At 73.7% G+C, this 18500-nt stretch carries 18 protein-coding genes; 7 read left to right on the plus strand and 11 right to left on the minus strand.

The features are described from left to right. Positions 1 to 2335 (minus strand): Tex family protein (locus tag NUM_RS33790; RefSeq protein ID WP_207129001.1); only part of this gene is annotated, 2335 nt, incomplete at its 3' end. 166 nt (positions 2336 to 2501) lie between these two features. On the opposite strand from NUM_RS33790, the gene NUM_RS33795 reads away from it, so the two are divergent. Beyond that, complete coding sequence (locus NUM_RS33795; RefSeq protein ID WP_207129002.1) at positions 2502 to 3302, plus strand: class I SAM-dependent methyltransferase; 801 nt, start codon at positions 2502 to 2504, stop codon at positions 3300 to 3302. Positions 3303 to 3365: 63 nt separating this feature from the next. Then, positions 3366 to 4070 (plus strand): peptidyl-tRNA hydrolase, encoded by a 705-nt coding sequence (locus NUM_RS33800; protein WP_207129003.1) that lies wholly within the window; start codon positions 3366 to 3368, stop codon positions 4068 to 4070. Positions 4071 to 4079: 9 nt separating this feature from the next. Here NUM_RS33800 and NUM_RS33805 read toward each other — a convergent pair whose 3' ends face one another. The 4 genes from NUM_RS33805 to NUM_RS33820 form a co-directional block, all read right to left on the minus strand. Next, positions 4080 to 5213: a peptidoglycan recognition protein family protein gene (locus NUM_RS33805; RefSeq protein ID WP_207129004.1), complete on the minus strand. Its 1134-nt coding sequence runs from the start codon at positions 5211 to 5213 to the stop codon at positions 4080 to 4082. A 110-nt stretch (positions 5214 to 5323) separates the two neighbouring features. After that, positions 5324 to 5653 carry a thioredoxin family protein gene (locus NUM_RS33810; RefSeq protein WP_207129005.1) on the minus strand — a complete coding sequence of 110 codons (330 nt, stop codon included), beginning with the start codon at positions 5651 to 5653 and terminating at the stop codon, positions 5324 to 5326. Further along, positions 5650 to 6165, minus strand: coding sequence for a MerR family transcriptional regulator (locus NUM_RS33815; protein ID WP_207129006.1), 516 nt, complete (start codon positions 6163 to 6165; stop codon positions 5650 to 5652). The genes NUM_RS33810 and NUM_RS33815 overlap by 4 nt, the downstream gene beginning before the upstream one ends. Before the next feature lie 63 nt (positions 6166 to 6228). Beyond that, complete coding sequence (locus NUM_RS33820; RefSeq protein WP_207129007.1) at positions 6229 to 6849, minus strand: hypothetical protein; 621 nt, start codon at positions 6847 to 6849, stop codon at positions 6229 to 6231. Between the two features lie 170 nt (positions 6850 to 7019). Between NUM_RS33820 and NUM_RS33825 the strand changes: the two genes are divergently transcribed. After that, positions 7020 to 7874 (plus strand): aldo/keto reductase, encoded by an 855-nt coding sequence (locus tag NUM_RS33825; protein WP_207129008.1) that lies wholly within the window; start codon positions 7020 to 7022, stop codon positions 7872 to 7874. Between the two features lie 223 nt (positions 7875 to 8097). Then, positions 8098 to 8700, plus strand: a complete 603-nt coding sequence (locus NUM_RS33830) for a hypothetical protein (protein WP_207129009.1) — start codon at positions 8098 to 8100, stop codon at positions 8698 to 8700. A gap of 34 nt (positions 8701 to 8734) precedes the next feature. Here the strand turns inward: NUM_RS33830 and NUM_RS33835 are convergent, their stop codons facing one another. Next, the gene (locus NUM_RS33835) at positions 8735 to 9358 is read right to left on the minus strand and encodes a hypothetical protein (RefSeq protein ID WP_207129010.1); all 624 of its coding nucleotides are present in this window, start codon (positions 9356 to 9358) and stop codon (positions 8735 to 8737) included. A gap of 102 nt (positions 9359 to 9460) precedes the next feature. Further along, on the minus strand, positions 9461 to 10156 hold the full coding sequence (locus NUM_RS33840) for a metal-dependent transcriptional regulator (RefSeq protein ID WP_207129011.1): 696 nt from the start codon (positions 10154 to 10156) through the stop codon (positions 9461 to 9463). Positions 10157 to 10198: 42 nt separating this feature from the next. Between NUM_RS33840 and NUM_RS33845 the strand changes: the two genes are divergently transcribed. Beyond that, entirely contained in the window at positions 10199 to 11065 is an 867-nt protein-coding gene (locus NUM_RS33845) for a sulfurtransferase (protein WP_207129050.1), read from the plus strand. A 181-nt stretch (positions 11066 to 11246) separates the two neighbouring features. Here the strand turns inward: NUM_RS33845 and NUM_RS33850 are convergent, their stop codons facing one another. From NUM_RS33850 to mce, 4 genes are all read right to left on the minus strand, one after another. Next, entirely contained in the window at positions 11247 to 12020 is a 774-nt protein-coding gene (locus tag NUM_RS33850) for a trimeric intracellular cation channel family protein (protein ID WP_207129012.1), read from the minus strand. A 28-nt stretch (positions 12021 to 12048) separates the two neighbouring features. Continuing rightward, positions 12049 to 13548, minus strand: a complete 1500-nt coding sequence (locus NUM_RS33855; RefSeq protein ID WP_207129013.1) for a DivIVA domain-containing protein — start codon at positions 13546 to 13548, stop codon at positions 12049 to 12051. Positions 13549 to 13753: 205 nt separating this feature from the next. Then, complete coding sequence (locus NUM_RS33860; protein ID WP_207129014.1) at positions 13754 to 15073, minus strand: DivIVA domain-containing protein; 1320 nt, start codon at positions 15071 to 15073, stop codon at positions 13754 to 13756. A 549-nt stretch (positions 15074 to 15622) separates the two neighbouring features. After that, positions 15623 to 16126 carry a methylmalonyl-CoA epimerase gene (mce, locus tag NUM_RS33865; RefSeq protein WP_207129015.1) on the minus strand — a complete coding sequence of 168 codons (504 nt, stop codon included), beginning with the start codon at positions 16124 to 16126 and terminating at the stop codon, positions 15623 to 15625. 111 nt (positions 16127 to 16237) lie between these two features. On the opposite strand from mce, the gene NUM_RS33870 reads away from it, so the two are divergent. Together NUM_RS33870 and meaB are read left to right on the plus strand one after the other, a co-directional pair. After that, a complete protein-coding gene (locus NUM_RS33870; RefSeq protein WP_207129016.1) occupies positions 16238 to 17419 on the plus strand; it encodes an acetyl-CoA C-acetyltransferase in 1182 nt (393 codons plus the stop codon). 3 nt (positions 17420 to 17422) lie between these two features. Beyond that, positions 17423 to 18400: a methylmalonyl Co-A mutase-associated GTPase MeaB gene (meaB, locus tag NUM_RS33875; RefSeq protein WP_207129017.1), complete on the plus strand. Its 978-nt coding sequence runs from the start codon at positions 17423 to 17425 to the stop codon at positions 18398 to 18400. The last annotated feature ends 100 nt before the right edge of the window (positions 18401 to 18500 follow it).

An 18500-nucleotide genomic window follows, 5' to 3' on the forward strand; every position in this document is an offset into this window, starting at 1 on the left:
CGGGCCGCCCTCGGCCGCCGGACTGCCGCCGGTCGCTCCGCTGCCCGGCGCCCTGGCCGCGCTGACCGGACTCCTGGCTGCGCTGGCCGGACCGGTCGCCCTGCTGGCCGCGGCGCGGGCCACCGCCGCCCCGGCGTTCGCCGGCGGCGCCGGGCTCGTCGTCGAGCCGCAGCGTCAGCGAGATGCGCTTGCGCGGGATGTCCACGTCCAGCACCTTGACCTTGACGACGTCGCCGGACTTGACCACGTCGCGCGGGTCGGACACGAACGTGTTCGACAGCGCCGACACGTGCACCAGGCCGTCCTGGTGCACGCCGATGTCGACGAACGCGCCGAACGCGGCGACGTTGGTGACGGTGCCCTCCAGCACCATGCCCGGCTTCAGGTCGCCGAGCGTCTCGACACCCTCGGCGAACGTCGCGGTACGAAACTCCGGCCGCGGGTCCCGGCCCGGCTTCTCCAGCTCGGCCAGGATGTCGGTGACCGTCGGCACCCCGAACGTGTCGTCGACGAAGTCGGCCGGCTGGAGCGCCCGCAGCACCCGACCGTTGCCGAGCAGCTCGGTGACCCCGGAGCCGGTGCGCTCGATGATCCGGCGTACCACCGGGTACGCCTCCGGGTGCACCGCGGAGCCGTCCAGCGGGTCGTCGCCGCCGCGGATGCGCAGGAACCCGGCGCACTGCTCGTACGCCTTCGGGCCGAGTCGCGGCACCGACTTGAGCGCTGCGCGGGAGGCGAAGGGGCCGTTGGCGTCGCGGTGCAGCACGATGTTCTCGGCCAGCCCGGTACCGATGCCGGACACCCGGGTCAGCAGCGGCGCGGAGGCGGTGTTGACGTCCACCCCGACCGCGTTCACCGCGTCCTCGACGACGGCGTCGAGCGAGCGGGACAGCTTCCCGTACGACAGGTCGTGCTGGTACTGCCCGACGCCGATGGACTGCGGGTCGATCTTGACCAGCTCGGCCAGCGGGTCCTGCAACCGGCGGGCGATCGACACCGCCCCGCGCAGCGACACGTCCAGCTCCGGCAGCTCGGACGAGGCGTACGCGGAGGCGGAGTAGACCGACGCGCCGGCCTCGGACACCACCACCTTGGTCAGCGGCAGCTCCGGATGCTGCTTGATCAGGTCGATCGCGAGCCGGTCGGTCTCCCGGGAGGCGGTGCCGTTGCCGATCGCGATCAGCTCGACGGAATGCTTGGCGCACAACGCGGCCAGCGTCGCGAGCGACGCGTCCCACTTGCGCTGCGGTACGTGCGGGTAGATCGTCGCGGTGTCGACCACCTTGCCGGTCGCGTCGACGACGGCGACCTTCACGCCGGTGCGGAAGCCCGGGTCGAGGCCCATCGTGGCGCGCTCGCCGGCCGGCGCGGCGAGCAGCAGGTCCCGCAGGTTCGCCGCGAACACCCGCACCGCCTCCTCCTCGGCGGTCGCGAACAGCCGGGTGCGCAGGTCGATGCCCAGCCGCACCAGGATCCTGGTCCGCCAGGCCCAGCGCACCGAGTCGGCCAGCCACCGGTCGGCCGCCCGGCCCTCGTCGCGCACCCCGAACCGCGCCGCGATGCGCTGCTCGTACGTGGTCGGGCCGGGCGCCGGTGCGGCACCCTCGGCGGGCGGCGCGTCGGCGGTGAACGACAGCTCCAGCACCTCCTCCTTCTCGCCGCGCAGCAGCGCGAGGATCCGGTGCGAGGGCAGCTTCGGGTACGGCTCGGCGAAGTCGAAGTAGTCGGCGAACTTGGCGCCGTCCTGCTCCTTGCCCTCGCGCACCTTCGACACCAGGTGGCCGCGGGTGAACATCAGCTCGCGCAGCTCGCCGATCAGGTCGGCGTCCTCGGCGAACCGCTCCACCAGGATGGCCCGTGCCCCGTCCAGCGCCGCCGCGGCGTCCGCGACCCCCTCGGCGACGAAGCCGGCCGCCACCTGTTGCGGGTCCTGGGTCGGGTCGGCGAGCAGCGTGTCGGCCAGCGGCTCCAGCCCCGCCTCGCGGGCGAGCTGCGCCTTGGTCCGCCGCTTCGGCTTGAACGGCAGGTAGATGTCCTCCAGCCGGGCCTTCGAGTCGGCGGCGAGGATCTGCTGCTCCAGCGCGTCGTCCAGCTTGCCCTGGCCGCGGATCTCGTCCAGCACCGCGGCGCGGCGCTCCTCCAGCTCGCGCAGGTAGCGCAGCCGTTCCTCCAGGGTGCGCAGCTGCGCGTCGTCCAGCGCGCCGGTCACCTCCTTGCGGTACCGGGCGATGAACGGCACGGTGCTGCCCGCGTCGAGCAACTGCACGGCGGCGGCCACCTGGCCGTCGCGCACCCCGAGCTCCTCGGCGATCCGCTGGTTGACACTGACTGCCACGAGAGCCACCTTCGTACGACGTCGTGTTGCGAAGCATTCTGCCGCCCGCCACCGACACCCCCGCGCCCAACCCGCCGAGAGGTCGTCGGGGCCGCGGGCGAGCGAGCGGTCCTCCCGCACCAGCTATCCGGTTGCCGTCGCGAGCCGGACCGGTGACCATCCGTGGATGGCCGACATCCTGGAGTACTACCGGCGCGGCGGCGAGCGGACCCGGCTCGACGCCGGCGCCGGCCTGCTGGAGGCGCTGCGCACCCGTGACATCCTGGCCCGGTACCTGCCGGCCCCGCCGGCGAGCGTGCTCGACGTCGGCGGCGCGACCGGTGCGTACGCCGGCGATCTCGCCGCCGCCGGGCACCCGGTGCACGTGGTCGACCTGGTACCCGAGCACGTCGAGCGGGCCGCGACCCTGCCGGGGGTGACCGCGGAGGTCGGTGACGCCCGCGCGCTGGCGCAGCCCGACGCGAGCGTCGAGGCGGTGCTGCTGCTCGGCCCGCTCTACCACCTGCTGTCCCGCGCCGACCGGCTGGCGGCGTGGCGGGAGGCGGCCCGGGTGCTGCGCCCGGGCGGGGTCGTGCTCGCCGCGACGATCAGCCGGTTCGCCTCGCTGCACGACGGCTTCGTCCGCGGGTACTACGCCGACCCGCGGTTCGCGCCGATCGTGGACCGGGCCCTGGCCACCGGCGTGCACCGCAACACCGAGCCGGGCCGCGGCTGGTTCACCGACGCGTACTTCCACCGGCCGGAGGAGCCGGCCGACGAGGCGCGGGAGGCCGGCCTGACCGCCGAACGGGTGCTGGCGGTGGAGGGGTCGCTGTGGCAGCTCGGTGACCGGCTCACCGACCTGCTGGCCGACCCGGACGGCATCCGGCTGGTACTCGACCAGCTGCGCCGGGTGGAGGCGGAGCCGAGCCTGCTGGGCAGTTCCAGCCACCTGATCACCGTCGCGTACCGGCCGGGCGGTCGGTGACCCGGGCCGCGCCGCTGGGTGTCGGCGGCTCGTCCGGCACCGCCGCGTGGCATGCTGCGGGCCGTGGACGACGCGGCGACCGACACTGGCGACACCGATCCCCGTGACGCTGCCCCGCAGTACGTGCTGCCGCTGGTGGTGCGGCTGGAGCGGGACGCGCCGCCGGAGCGCACCGACGCGCTGGAGGCCGCCGCCCGGGCGGTGCTGACGTTCCTGTCCGACCCGCGCAGCGCCCAGCCGGCGGGGGAGTGGCACGACGCGGTGACCGCGTGGACCGACGGCCGGATCCGCAAGGTGGTACGCCGGGCCCGCGGCGCGCAGTGGCGCCGGGCCGAGGCGCTTGCCGGGCTGACGCTGCAGCACCGCAGCGCGACCGTGCGGGTGTTCCCGCCGGTACCGCTGGACGGCTGGCCGGCCGACCTGGCCCGGCTGCAGGTCGGCGGTACCGACTTCGACGACACCGAGCCGCCGGCCGCGCCGGCCGCCGGTACGCCGGTGCTGTGGCTCAACCCCGCGCTGTCGATGACCGCGGGCAAGGCGATGGCGCAGACCGGCCACGGCGCCCAGCTGACCTACGCGGCGCTGCCGGCGGCGGCCCGGGAGATCTGGGCCGACGCCGGCTTCCCGCTCGCGGTACGCACCGCGACCCCGGCGGCGTGGCACCGGCTCGCGGTGGCCGCGCTGCCGGTGGTGCACGACGCCGGGTTCACCGAGGTCCCCGCCAACTCCGCCACCGTGATCGGCGACCACCCGGCGTTGCGCCACTGACCGCCGCGGTCAGGACAGCGACTCGCGGACGGTGCCGCCGGCGACGGCACACCAGGTGGTGACGTCGAGCGAGCCGGTCGCGGGCAGCCCGTGCAGCTGCTGGATTGCGGTGACCGCGGTCTGGGTCGCCGCGTCGTAGCTGCCGGTCGCGCTCACCGCGCAGCCCTTGTGCGCGAGGATGGTCTGCGCGCCGGTGACCGCGGCGCCGGTCGCGCCGGGCGCGAGCGCCGGTACCAGCGTCTCCCAGGTCGCGGTGGTGAAGGTGGCGTCCGGGTCGACCGGGATGCCGTGCTGGGACTGCCATTTCTGCACGGCCTTGATCGTCTTCTGGTCGAACGTGCCGCTCGCCGTCAGCCTCGCCCCGCCCGCGATCAGCAGGTACTGACCGAGCTGGACGACGGGTCCGCCGACGAACTGCCAGATGTCCGGCCAGCGGCGGGGCGGTGCGCCGGCGGCGGACTCGCCGAGCCCGGCCTGCACCGCGCGCCGCAGCTGCGGGAACTCACGGTAGAACGCGGCACCAGGGCAGTCGGTGTCCCGGAAGTCCCAGTGCCCGAACAGGTCGTACGCGTGCAGCCGGTACTGCCGGCACACCGTGACGCACAGCGTGGTGAGCGCGTCGAACAGCGCCTGCGGCGGCGTCTCGGTGAAGTAGGTGCCCTCGTTCTCGATGCCGATCGCGTTGCCGTTCTCGCCGGGGCAGTGCGCGGCGATCACCTGCTGCTGACCGCCCTCCAGGGTCTCCAGGCTGCGGTGCCGGCCCTCCAGCACGTACCCGCCCCGGCTGACGGTGAAGTGCTGGCCGGTGTCGGCCCAGCCGTTGGTGTCCATGTGCAGGTCCTGGCAGTCCCGGGCGAGCTGCTTCGCGTGCTCCAGCGAGTAGTCGGTGCTGTTCGGGAACTCCATGTGGTGCACGATGATCTTGTTGGTGACGTTGCCGCTCAACTGGATCGGGCTCGAGGGTGGGCGGGCACCCCACTCGTCGCAGCCGATGACGAAGTCGAACCCGTCGGCCGCCGGCGCGACCGGTGCGGCCGACGCCGCGGTGCCGGCCAGCTCGGTACCGACGACCGCGACGGTCGCGGCACCGAGGGTGGCCTTGAACAGGGTGCGCCGGTCCAGCGCGGAGTGATCGTCGGTCATCGTGGCGAACTCCATCCGTTGATGACTTTCTGCCGTCCGTTGACCAAAGAAGGATATTGCCGTACCAGACGGTGCGCGACCCGCCGGACCGGTCGTGGTCGCCGCCGCGGTCAGGCGGCGTCGAGCAGCTTGCGCAACTGGTGCCGCGGCTGCGCGCCGACGACGGTACGGATCAGCTCGCCGTCCCGGTAGAGCGCCAGCGTGGGGAACGCCAGTACGTGCAGCGAGCGCGCCGTCTCCGGCTGGTCGTCGGCGTCCATGCTGCGAAACTCCACCCGGCCCGCGTACTCGTCGGCGAGCTCGGCGAGCACCGGAGCGAGCCGCTTGCACGGCGGGCACCAGTCGGTCCAGAAGTCGACCAGTACCGGCAGCGGGGCGCCGAGCACCTCGGCGGCGAACGTGGCGTCGGTGACGGGTCGGACCCGGCCGGTGTCGATCATGACTGCCCCTCTCGGCTCGGCACCGTCTGCTCGGCGGCGCTGGACTCTCCCGCTCGGATCGCCACCGCGCCCTCGGCGGCGCTGGACCGTTCCGCTCGGACCGGTACCGCCGGCTCGGCGGCGCTGAACTCGCAGCACGGTTCGGCGAGCGCGGCGGTACGGCGGGCCAGCGCCGCGGCGAGCTGGCCGCGGACCTGGTCGCGGGCGGCGGTGAGCCGGGCGATGCCGGTGTCCAGCGCGGCCAGCTTGCGCTGGTACACCTCCAGCGAGGCCGGGCAGGCGTCGCCGCTGTCGTGCCCGGAACGCAGGCACTCCACGAACGGTCTCGCCTCCGCCAGGGTGAAGCCGATCCGTTGCAGCGCAAGGATCTCCTGCACCAGCCGGGCGTCCGACTCGTGGTAGCGCCGGTAGCCGAGGCTGTCGCGCCGGTCGGCCAGCAGCCCCTGCTGTTCGTAGTAGCGCAGCATCCTGGTGCTGATACCGCACCGCTGCGCCAGTTCGCCGATCCGCATGCCACCCACGCTAGCGATGCACACCGCTGTCAACGCCAGCCCGGCAGGTGCGTCGCCGGCGGATCAGCAGGTGAACCCACCCTGCTGGATCCGGTCGACCAGCCAGTGCCCGTGCTCGTGCACCAGCGTGTGCGCGATCGGCAGGATGTTCTGTTTGCCGGGTTCGTCGACCTTGTTGCCGTCGGCGTCGGTCAGCCGGGACCGGCTCTGGTCGATGCAGGCGTCCACGGTGGCGGTGTCGCCGCCCATCCCGACGCTGCGGATGTTCACCACGAGCTTGCCCTGGTACCGCTGGTTCTTCGCGGCCAGCGCGTCCACCAGCTTGCCGGTACCGGCGACCCCGGTCTTGCTCGTCACCACCTCCGCGAGCCCGGAGCCCTTCAGGTCCCGGGTGGAGACCGCGGTGCCGTAGCGGGTCCAGTACTGCACGACCGCGTCGGCCGGCGGCTGCTGCGCCTCGGACAGGTCGATCGGCGCCTCGCTGACCGCGAGCAGGCTGCGCGGCCCGCCCGAGCGGGTCGGCGCCGGGGACGGCGACGCCGGCTTCGACCGGCTGGCGCTGGCGCTGGGTTTGGCCGAGCCGCTCGCCTTCGCCGCCGCGTGCTTGTCGGGGGCGCTGCCACAGCCGGCCAGTACCAGGGCTGCGGCGGCGGTGAGGGCGGCGAGGGCCACGGTGGCGCGCACGAGGTCTCCTAACACGGTTCGATCGGCGCAGCGTCGTGCTGCGCTCACTCCGCGGTGTCTAACGGCCCGCGGCCCCCGGCGTTACCGCGACCCGTTTCACCCCGTCCGGCCGACCCGCCGTCGTTAGGGTCGAAGGCGTACCGCCGACGCGAGCATCCGAGGAGCAGACCGTGACCCAGAGCAGTCCCGTCGCCGCGGCGAGCGGCGAGTTCGTCCTCGGCGGCGAGCTGACCGTCCGCCGGCTCGGCTTCGGCGCGATGCGCATCACCGGCCCCGGCATCTGGGGCCCACCCGCCGACCCGGCCGAGGCGGTACGGGTGCTGCGCCGTGCGGTGGAGCTCGGTGTCACCTTCATCGACACCGCCGACTCGTACGGGCCGTACGTCTCCGAGGAGCTGATCCGCACCGCGCTGCACCCGTACCCGGACGACCTGGTGATCGGCACCAAGGCCGGTTTCGTGCGCACCGGCCCGAACGAGTGGCACGTGGTCGGCCACCCCAAGTACCTACGGCAGGAGGTCGAGATGAGCCTGCGCCGGCTCGGGGTGGAGCGCCTCGACCTGCTCCAGCTGCACCGCATCGACCCCGCGGTACCGCTCGGCGACCAGCTCGGTGAGCTGCGGATGATGCAGCAGGAGGGCAAGATCGGCCTGATCGGGCTGTCCGAGGTGAGCGTCGAGCAGATCCAGCAGGCACGCGAGATCGTCGACATCGTGTCGGTGCAGAACCTGTACAACCTGATGGAGCGGCGGTCGGCCGACGTGCTGGACTACTGCGCCGCGGAGGGCCTCGGGTTCATCCCGTGGTACCCGATCGCGGCCGGCGAGCTGTCCGGCGCGGTGGGCAGGATCGCCGCCGCGCACGGCGCGACGCCGGCCCAGGTCGCGCTGGCCTGGCTGCTCGCCCGCTCGCCGGTGATGCTGCCGATCCCGGGCACCGGTTCGGTCGCGCACGTGGCGGAGAACACCGCGGCCGCGCAGCTGATGCTCACCGACGACGAGCTGCGCGAACTGTCCGCCGACTGAGTACGGAGCGTGACTGGCGCGGCGTCGGAATATTGGGCGTTTTCGTCCTGGAAACTGGTGAATGTTCGTGCCGATGCGGCCCAGCTCACGCACGTGCGGTCCGTCCCGGCGAGCACCCGCCGCGTACGGTGGGGAGCCGGCCGGGCCGTACCCGGTCACGCGCACCGCCCGCCGCACGAGCCGATCGCGCGGCGCGGCCGACCGACCCGGGGAGACCGACACGATGCGTACCAGACACGTCGCGCTCGCCGGTGCCCTGCTGGCAGGCGTGGCGGCACTGTCCGGCTGCGCCCGGCTGGAGCACCCGACCGCGAACGAGCCGAAGACCGCGACGCCGGCACCGGTGGGCGCCGGCGAGTTCGAGAAGGCGCCGACCCCGTCCGCGTCACCCACCCCGCCGAGCAAGGCGGGCGGCACCTGCACCCTGCTCGACTACGCCAGCGTGCAGGCCGCCACCGGCACCGAGTTCCAGGTCGCGGCGGCGAGCAGCAATTCCGGCGCGAAGGCCTGCGCGCTGCAGGTGCTCTACTCCGACTACCCGTCGCTGGTGCTCAGCGTGATCGGCACCCAGGCGGACGCGAAGGCGTTCGACAAGGCGGCGCCGAGCGACTCGGACGACCTGTCCAACCTGGGTTCCGCCGCGTACAGCCGGATCCTCGCCGCCGGCGACGGCGCCGGCCCGGCGGTCGAGATCGCCTGGCTCGGCAAGCACCAGCAGATCGTGACGCTGCGCTACACCTATCCCCGGGACGTCGGCGCGCACACCGCGCGCGAGAACGTCGGCAAGCTCGCCGACTACGCCCGCACGCTCGAAGCCAAGCGCTGAGGCCACCGAACCGATTGCCCCGGCGGCCGGGGGTTCAGTCCGCCGGCTGGACCGTGCCGCCGGCCCACTCCTGGATCCGGGCCACCACCTTCGCCGGCTCCGGCACCGACCACAGGCTCATCCGCGGGATCCAGCCGCTCGGCGACTGCGCCCCGATCAGGATGTTGCCGACGCCCGGCTCGACCTCGTCGATCCGGTAGGTCGGCGGCACCTGGCCGGTCGGCGCGAGGTCGTCCGGCCGGTACTCCCGGCCCGAGCCGCGGGAGGTCCGCACCACCAGCAGCCGCCGGTCGGTGATCACGTACAGCAGGTCGGACACCACCCGGGGCGGCGGGGGACAGGCCGGCTCGGGTACCAGCAGGGCGAGCACGCCGACCGCGAGCAGCAGCACGCCGCCGGCGACCACCAGCGCCGCACCGGCCAGCAGCGGCAGCAGCCAGGCGGTGACGTCCGGCCGGACCGACGACAGCAGCGGCAGCACCACCCCGAAGGTCAGCACGCTGGCCACCCCGGCGGTCGCGAACGCCGCGACCGCACGCGAGAACCGGCGGACCAGGTAGCCGCCGCGGCTGCCGGCCTCGGTCGGCCGCAGCCACCACAAGATCTCTTCTCCCGGCTGGAACAGCTGGCCGTCCGCCGGGCGCACCGGTGCGCTCATCCATTTCTGGGTACCACGCAAAACCGTTGGCACCAGCCCGAATCCGGGAAAGTCGAACCGCACGGAGCAACCACGGCGGCGGATGCCCGCGGGCCGGACCACTCAGGCGGTGACGAACACCCGGCTCGCGACGGACGAGGGCAGTCGCAGCTCCGCGCCTTCATGGGTGATGGTGACGGTGTCGCCGTCCTGCTCGACGTGCACCTTCGCACCGGGGTCGATGCCCGCCGCATGCAACCGCTCCAGCAGCGCCGCGTCGGTCTGCACGCTCTCGCAGATGCGCCCCACCGTCACCGAGCCGCGCACGCTCGCGCTGGCCAGGTTGTGCTCGTCACTCGCGGCCGGCTCGACCGCCGCCGGATCGAACACGTGCAGCCCGGGGATCGGGTTCCCGTACGGCGAGTGGGTCGGCCGGCCGAGCAGCTCGTAGACCCGGTGCTCGACGTCGGAGCTCATCACGTGCTCCCACCGGCAGGCCTCGTCGTGGGCCGCCTCGTACTTCATCCCGATCACGTTGATCAGCAGCAGCTCGGCGAGCCGGTGCTTGCGCATCACCGCGACCGCGTGCTCCCGGCCGGCATCGGTCAGCGCCAGGTGCCGGTCACCCTCGACCCGCAGCAGACCGTCGCGCTCCATCCGGGCGACCGTCTGGCTCACCGTGGGGCCGCTCTGGTGCAGGCGCTCCGCAATCCTGGCGCGCAGCGGGGCGACGCCCTCCTCCTCGAGCTCAAGGATCGTGCGGAGGTACATCTCTGTGGTGTCAACCAGATCGTTCAACACACCCTCCCGGGGCACCATGCTACCTGAAAATGATTGCGGAACACTGGGGTCGTGACGCCCATGACGACTCCCGGCACCGTGGTCGATCCCGCCTGGTTGCGGGCGGCCCTCGACCAGGCCGAACCCCCAGCGGATTCCTACCAGTACCCCCTGACGATCCTGGATGTCCGATGGCGGCTCGGCGCGCCTTCGGCCCGTCCGGACCATCTGTCCGGACACGTGCCCGGCGCCGTGTTCGTCGAGCTGTCCGATGATCTGACCGGTCATGGTCCGACCGGCGGCCGGCATCCGCTGCCCGACCCGGCCCGGCTGCAGGCGGTCCTGCGCGCCGCCGGCGTCCGCGCCGACTCCACCGTGGTGGTGTACGACGACGGCGACGGGCTGCCCGCCGCCCGGGCCTGGTGGACGCTGCGCTGGGCCGGGCACGACCGGGTGGCGGTGCTCGACGGTGGCTACCGGGCCTGGCTCGCCGCCGGCGGCCCGGTCGAGACGGCCGTCCCCGAGCCCACGCCCGGCGACGTGACCGTACGGCCGGGGCAGTTGCCCACGCTGGACGCCGGCTCGGCCGCGGCGCTGCCCGCCACCGGGGTACTGCTGGACGTGCGGGCCGCGGAACGCTACCGGGGCGAGCGGGAGCCGGTCGACCCGGTCGCCGGACACATCCCCGGCGCGGTCAACGTGCCCAAGACCGACACCGTCGGGCCGGACGGCCGGCTGCTCGACCCGGCGCGGCTGCGCGAGCTGTTCGCGGCGGCCGGGGTGCGCGAGGACGTACCGGTCGGCGCGTACTGCGGATCCGGCGTCACCGCGGCACACACCGCCCTGGCGCTGACCGTCGCCGGCTTCCGGCCCGCGCTGTACGTCGGGTCGTGGAGCGACTGGATCTCCGACCCGACCCGCCCGATCGCCACCGGCGAGACACCCTAGGCGCGCGCCGCCGAGCCGGCCCAGCGCCCGTACGTGGCCGAGGCCGAGCCCGGCGCCCGCAGGTGCCCGAGCCGGTCAACCGGCCGCTTCCGGAGCCGCGCGTCGCCCAGCCGGCCGCGCGCTGCCGGCAGGCCGGCGGGCCGCCCGCGCTCTTCCCACCGGGCTCGGTGGCCACCCGGGTTCACGGTTTCGGGTGGTCCCGGCCGCCGCGCCGGGACAGCCGGGTGGCCCGCCACGACTCCCACCGCTTCGTCCGCTGCTGATCGCGGGCCGGGCGCACCAGCGGGTTGCTGCGCGCCCACCACTCCCGCCCGTCCCGCAGGGTCCAGTTGCGACCCTGCGGGAGGGTCCAGTGGAACTGGATGCTCAGCAGCCGCAGCCCGGCACCCACCAGCACGCCGGCGGCGACGCCGAGTGTCGGTTGGCCGAGCCGGGTGCAGACCACGACCACGATGCTCGCCACGAGTGCGGCACCCGCGTACAGGGTGCCGCCGAAGATCACCGGGACCCGCCGGATCAGTACGTCGCGCACCACGCCGCCGCCGACCGCGGTGATCAGCCCGAGCAGTACCGCCGGCAGCCAGCCCAGCCCGCTCTCCAGCGTCTTCTGCGCGCCGGCGACCGCCCAGAAGCCGAGCGCCAGCGCGTCGACGAACAGCAGCGGCCGGCGCCACGCGGAGCCCTCCACCTTGATCAGGAAGGCGACCCCGGCGCCGGCCAGCGCGGTCAGCAGGTACGCGTAGTCGGTCAGCGCGACCGGGGTACCGCGCTGCAGCAGCGTGTCCCGGATCAGCCCGCCGCCGGTACCGGAGATGACCGCCAGGGTGACCAGGCCGACCACGTCCAGCCGCTCCCGGGCCGCGAGCGCGCCGCCCAGCACCGCGTTGGCGAACACCCCGGCCAGGTCGATGGCCCGGGTGACCTCCGACAGGGTGTCGGCGCTCAGCGCGGCCATCGGCCCGCCGCCGGGTCAGCGCACCGGGTCAGCGACGGCCCTGGCCGGGCTGCTGCGGTTGCAGGTACTGCGCCCGGCGCGGGGTGCGGTTGTTCTGCCGGTCGTTGCCGTTGGCGCGGGACCCGTTGCCGTTGTTGTGGTCCGGGCCCGGGTCGGCGGTGATCGGCTCCAGGATGGTGGTGCTGTCGGTGAGCACCGCGGTGTCGTCCGCGGTGGCGGCCGGCTCGGCCGGTTCGTCCGCCGCGGCCGATCCGTTGACCCGGGTCGGCTCGTCCGTCTCGGCGAGCGGTGTCGGCGGCACGTCCTCGTCGTCGTCATCGTCCAGCAGCGCGGCGCTGGCGCCGGTGAGCCGGGTCAGCGTCTCGCGCAGCTTGCCGATGTCGCGCTTGATCACCTTGCGCCGCTCGTCCAGCTCGCTGACCTTGCGGCCGGCCTCGGCCACGATCCGGTCGGCCTGCGCCCGGGCGGTGCCGAGGATCGCCTCGGCGTCCCGCCGGGCCGACTCGTTCGCCTGCCGGGCCGACTCCTCGGCCTTGCTGCGGACCGTCTGGGAGTGCTCCTCGGCCGCGGTGCGCAGCTGCTGCGCCGCCAGCTCCGCCTCGGTGCGCACCTGTTCGGCGTACGAGTCGGCGTCCTGCCGGGTCTTCTGCGCGTACGCGTCGGCGTCGCCGCGGACGTTCGCGTCGTGTGCGGCGACGTCGTGCCGGATCTGCTCGGCCTCGGTCTCGGCCGCGGTGCGCAGCTCGGCCGCCTTCTGCTCGGCGGCGGCGGTGGTCTGCTGGGCGATCTGCTCGGCCTCGCTGCGGACCCGGCTCGCGTAGCTGGTGGTCTCTTCCTTCAGCGTGCGCAGTTCCTCGGCGACCGCGGCCCGCTCCTGCTCGGCCTCCGCGCGCTGCGCGGTGATCTCCTGCTCGGTCTGCTCGCGCAGCTTCGCGGCATGCTCCTCGGTGGCCGCGCGCAGCGCGGCGGCCTGCTGCTCGGCCTCGGCGAGCAGCCGCTCGGCCCGCTCGGACTTCTCCGCGAACTCGGCCTCGACCTCGGCCCGGTGCGCCTCCTCGGCCTCCTCGGTCTCGGCCCGGCGGGCGGCCAGCGCGGTCTCGAAGTCGTGCCGGGCCTGCTCGGCCTTCTCCTTGGCCTCGGCGAGCACCTGCTCGGCCTGGGCGCGGTTGTCCGCGATCTCCTTCTCGGCGCCGTGTTTGATCGCATCCGCCTCTTCCTCGGCGAGTGCGAGGATCTGCTCGACGCGGGGGCCGAGGTGGCGGTAGGAGGGCTGCTCGTCGACGGCGGCGCGGCGGCGCAGGTCGATCAGCTCGGTCTGCACCTGCTGCAGCTGACCGGCGGCCTGCTGCAACTGGGTGTACGCGTCGTTTCGTTCGGTGGCCAGTGCGGTGAGGTCGGCTTCGACCTGTGCCACGAACCGATCGACCTGGCGCCGATCGTATCCGCGCAGCACCATCTCGAAGCTCGCCTCGCCGCGCGAGCCACCGTCGGTCAACGAGAAGAGACCCTGTTCCCCGCCGTGCGCCATGGTCCCATCCTCACACGTGACGGCCCGTCACACACGGAAGGCAGCACAGTGACGGGGGTCGCGTTTTGTTCGGCCTGCTGGATTCTGGTCGGCACGCCTGCCTCCGGCGGCCGACCCGACGAGAGTACACAGGCGTGCCCGAACGAAAAAATCGCACCGGACGCGGGTGTCGTCCGGTGCGATTTTCCGTACTGGGTAAGGATTCTCAGCTTCCGCTGGTGGCGGGGATGCGCTGAGTCTGGTCGTCGCTGCCGGACTTGCCGCCCGACTTGCCGGACGCCTTCTCCGAACTCGCTTCGGATTTGCTGTCCGCACCCTCGGCGGCCGCGGCGGCCGCGGCCGCCGGCGCGCCGCCGAAGTTGGCCAAGCCGCCCAGCATCTCGCGCAGCTGCCCGAGCTGTGCGGTGATCTGGTCGCGCTGCCGGGTCAGGTCCTCCACCTCGCGGCGGGCCGCGGTGGTGGTGATGTCGGCCTCCGACCGGGCCTCCGAGGTGACCCGGGTGGCCTCGGCCTGCGCCTCCGAGAGTGTCTTGTCGGCCAGCGCCTTGGCCTTGTCGACGGTCTCGTTGGCGGTACGCTCCGACTCCTGCCGGCGTGCCTCGGCGCGGTGCTCGATCTCCTTGGCCCGCTCCTCCGCCGCCTTGGCCCGCTGCTCGGCCTCGCTGACCAGCTTCTGGGTCTGGGCGACCGCGGCGGTGTGCCGCTCGGACTCCTCGCGCTCGGACTTCTCCCGCCGCTCGGCCAGTTCCAGCGCCAGCGCCTGGAGTTCCTTGTCGCGCTTGTCCTTCGCCTCGGCGAGCAGTTTCGCGGCCTCGGCCCGGCGCTCCTCGGCCTCGCGCATCGCCTTCGCCCGAAGCTGGGTGATCTCCCGCTCGGCGGTGGCCCGCATGGTGGACACCTCGCGCTCGGCGGTCGCCTTGGTCTCGGCGATCTCGTGCGCGGTGGCGGTGCGCAGCTGCTTGGTCTCGCGCTCGGCGTCGGCGCGCAGGTTGTCCGACTCGCGGCGGGCCTGCACCCGGGTCTCGGAGGCCTCCCGCTCGGCGGCGGTCTTGGTGGCGGTGGCCTCCCGCTCGGCGCCGGACTTGACCGCGGCCGACTCGGCCCGCGCCTTGTCGGTGATCTCGCGCGCCTCCAGCCGGGCCGCGGACAGGATGCCCTCGGCCTCCCGCTTGGCCTCGGCGCGGTGCTCGTTGGCCTGCTCCTCGGCGAGTCGCAGGATGTGCTCGACCTTGGTACCGAGTCCGGACAGCGTGGGGCGGCTGTTCTCCTCCAGCTGCTTGGACTGGTCGCCGAGCTTCTGCTCCAGCGCGGCGTTGCGCTGCTCGGCCTGGCGCAGCCGGCGCTGCGCGTCGTTCATCCGCTGCTCGGCCTCGCCGCGGTTGCCTTCGGACTGGCTGAGCGCGGCGTTGAGGCGCTGGACGAAGTCGTCGACCTGGGCACGGTCGTAGCCGCGCAGCACGACGGTGAAGTCGGGCTGACTGTTGGCTTGGTCGAAGAAGTTCAGGGAGGGCTGCTGCTGGGCCATGGACACATCCTCGCAGACCCCCGGGCTGCCGAGGGAGGCCGCAGGTCCCGGTCCGTACGGGGGGAGAACGGCGACCACCGACGTTTCGGGGGGATGTCATTTGTCGGTTTGCCGATGGTTGGTGGGGTTATCCGCCGGGCCGATCGTACTAGCCCAGGGTCTGTCGTGCCGAGGTGGAAATGCCGGACTCCGCGTCCGGGCGTCACGCCCGACCGGTGGGTGTCGGTGCGCTGCCGCCGTCCCGTGCACGGCCTGGTGAGCCGAAAGGACCATGCGGAGTTGCGGCGTCACCAGCGGTACGGTTCGTCGCGTCAGCCGACATAGTCCCCCAACGTCTGGACGGGTGTCTCGGGTCGGATCAGTGACCTTGGCCACGTGCATCCGTGTGCGCCACTTTAGGCCTGTGCTTCGGATTGCTCCACCCGTGCGGGCGGCGGTTCGTGCCACACCGCGGCGGGCACGGCACAGCGGTCGGTCCGACACTGACAACGACCGATCGCGCCGAAGGGGACGGCCTGAGCGGTACCGGTACCCTGCCGACACGTCCGATCACGATGCGTGGTCGTCGGCCGGTTCCACCAGCTCGACCAGGACGCCGCCCGCGTCGGCCGGATGGACGAAGTTGATCCGGGAGCCCGCGGTGCCGGTCCGGGGCTCGTCGTAGAGCAGCCGCAGCCCGCGTTCGCGCAGCGTGGCGGCGGCGCGGGTGACGTCCCGGACGGTGTACGCGAGCTGCTGGACGCCCGGCCCGCGCCGGTCCAGGAACCGGGCGATCGAGGAGTCCGGCGACGCCGGGGCGAGCAGCTGCAGCTGGGCACCGGTGCGGTCGTCGCCCACCCGCAGCATCGCTTCCCGTACCCCCTGGTCGGCGTTGGTCTCGGTGTGCACGCAGGTCATCCCGAACGTGCCGGTGTAGAAGGTGATCGCCGCGTCCAGGTCGGGTACCGCGATGCCGACGTGGTCGACGCGCAGCACGCCCAGCTCGTCGGCGCCGGGCGCGCCGGTGGTGAGATGGTCGTCGGCGTTACTGCGCGGTTCGTGATCGGTGGGCATGTCGGTAGTCTGGCTGGTGAACGGTCGTTAAGCCAGCGGTACCGCCGGGCCGGGTCGCCCACCGACCGGCTCGGCACACCGCGGCGGTGTGAGACGTGGAGGGACATCACCATGACAAGCGTGCTCGTGCACGGCGCCCGTACCCCGATGGGCCGGCTGCTCGGCGGCCTGGCGAGCTTCCCGGCGACCGCGCTGGGCGGCGTCGCGATCTCGGCCGCGCTGCAGCGGGCCGGCATCACGCCGGAGCAGGTGGAGTACGTGGTGATGGGCCAGGTGCTGCAGGCCGGCGCCGGGCAGCTGCCGGCCCGGCAGGCCGCGGTCGCCGCCGGCATCCCGATGACCACCCCGGCGGTGACCGTCAACAAGGTCTGCCTGTCCGGCCTGAACGCGATCGCGCACGCCGACCAGCTGATCCGGGCCGGCGAGTTCGACATCGTGGTGGCCGGCGGGATGGAGTCGATGACCAACGCGCCGCACCTGCTCACCGGCCAGCGCACCGGGTACAAGTACGGCGACGTGACGCTGCGCGACCACATGGCGCTCGACGGCCTGACCGACGCGTACGACCAGGTCGCGATGGGGGAGTCGACCGACCGGCACAACACCCGGCTGGGCCTCGGCCGGGCCGAGCAGGACGCGTTCGCCGCCCGCAGCCACCAGCTCGCCGCCGCCGCGGTCAAGAACGGCGTGTTCGCCGAGGAGATCACCCCGGTGTCGGTGCCGCAGCGCAAGGGCGAGCCGATCGAGTTCGCCGCCGACGAGGGCATCCGGCCGGACACCACCGCCGAGACGCTCGCAAAGCTGCGGCCGGCGTTCCTGCCGGACGGCACGATCACCGCCGGTACCGCCTCGCAGATCTCCGACGGCGCCTGCGCGGTCGTGGTGATGAGCAAGCGCAAGGCGCAGGAGCTGGGGCTGACCTGGCTGGCCGAGATCGGCGCGTACGGCACCGTCGCCGGGCCGGACAACTCGCTGCAGTCGCAGCCGGCGAACGCGATTAAGCGGGCCCTGGACCGCGCCGGCAAGACCGTCGGTGACCTGGACCTGGTGGAGATCAACGAGGCGTTCGCCGCGGTCGCGGTGCAGTCCGGCAAGGAGCTCGGCGTCGACGCCGACAGGGTGAACGTCAACGGCGGCGCGATCGCGCTCGGCCACCCGATCGGCATGTCCGGCGCCCGGCTGGCCCTGACGCTCGCGCTGGAACTGCGCCGCCGCGGTGGCGGCCTGGGCGCGGCCGCGCTGTGCGGTGGCGGCGGGCAGGGCGACGCGCTGCTGCTGTCGGTGGGGGAGTGACCGGTGCCTGATCGGTCCGCGGCGCCACGGGCCAGCGTGGCGCAGCTGGTCGAGGCGGCGCGGGCCGGCCGGCCGCGGGCGGTGGCCCGGCTGATCAGCCTGGTCGAGGACGGCGCGCCGGAGCTGCGCGAGGTGGCCGCGGCGCTCGCCCCGCACACCGGCGGCGCCCGGGTCGTCGGGCTGACCGGCGCTCCCGGCGTCGGCAAGTCGACCACCACCTCGGCACTGGTCGGTGCGCTGCGCTCGCGCGGCGAACGGGTCGGTGTGCTCGCCGTGGACCCGTCCTCACCGTTCACCGGCGGGGCGATCCTCGGCGACCGGGTCCGGATGCAGGAACACGCCCTCGACGAGGGCGTGTTCATCCGCTCGATGTCCTCCCGCGGGGAGCTCGGCGGCCTCGCCGCGGCCACCCCGCAGGCGGTACGGATCCTGGACGCGGCCGGCTGCGACACGGTGCTGGTGGAGACGGTCGGCGTCGGTCAGGCGGAGGTGGCGATCGCCAGCCTGGCCGACACCACGGTGGTGCTCACCGCGCCGGGCATGGGTGACGCGATCCAGGCGGTCAAGGCCGGCGTGCTGGAGATCGCGGACGTGTTCGTGGTGAACAAGGCCGACCGGGACGGCGCCGACGCCGCCGCGCGGGACCTGCGCGGGATGCTCGCGCTGGCCCGCCGCGAGCCGTACGAGTGGCGCCCGCCGGTGCTGCGCTGCGTCGCGTCCACCGGCGACGGGCTGGACGAGCTGGTCGAGTCGCTGGACAAGCACCGGGCGCACCTGGCCGAGCACGGCGAGCTGGCCCGGCGCCGGGCGGCCCGGGCCGCGGCGGAGGTACGGGCGATCGCGACGGGGCAGCTGAGCCGGCGGCTGGACGAACTGTCGCCGGCGGCCTCGGCGACCGCGCTGGCCGAGCGGGTCGTCGCTGGCGAACTCGACCCGTACGCGGCGGCCGACACCCTGGTGCACACCCTCACCGGCCGCTGAGCCTGCCGGGACGCGATCCGCCCCGGTGCCGCCGACGCGGTGCGGCCAGGCGCCGGGGCGGCACCCGACGACGGCACGCCGGGTGCCGCGCGGTGATCGT

The sequence above is a fragment of the Actinocatenispora comari genome, from assembly GCF_017312725.1.
Taxonomy (GTDB): domain Bacteria; phylum Actinomycetota; class Actinomycetes; order Mycobacteriales; family Micromonosporaceae; genus Actinocatenispora; species Actinocatenispora comari.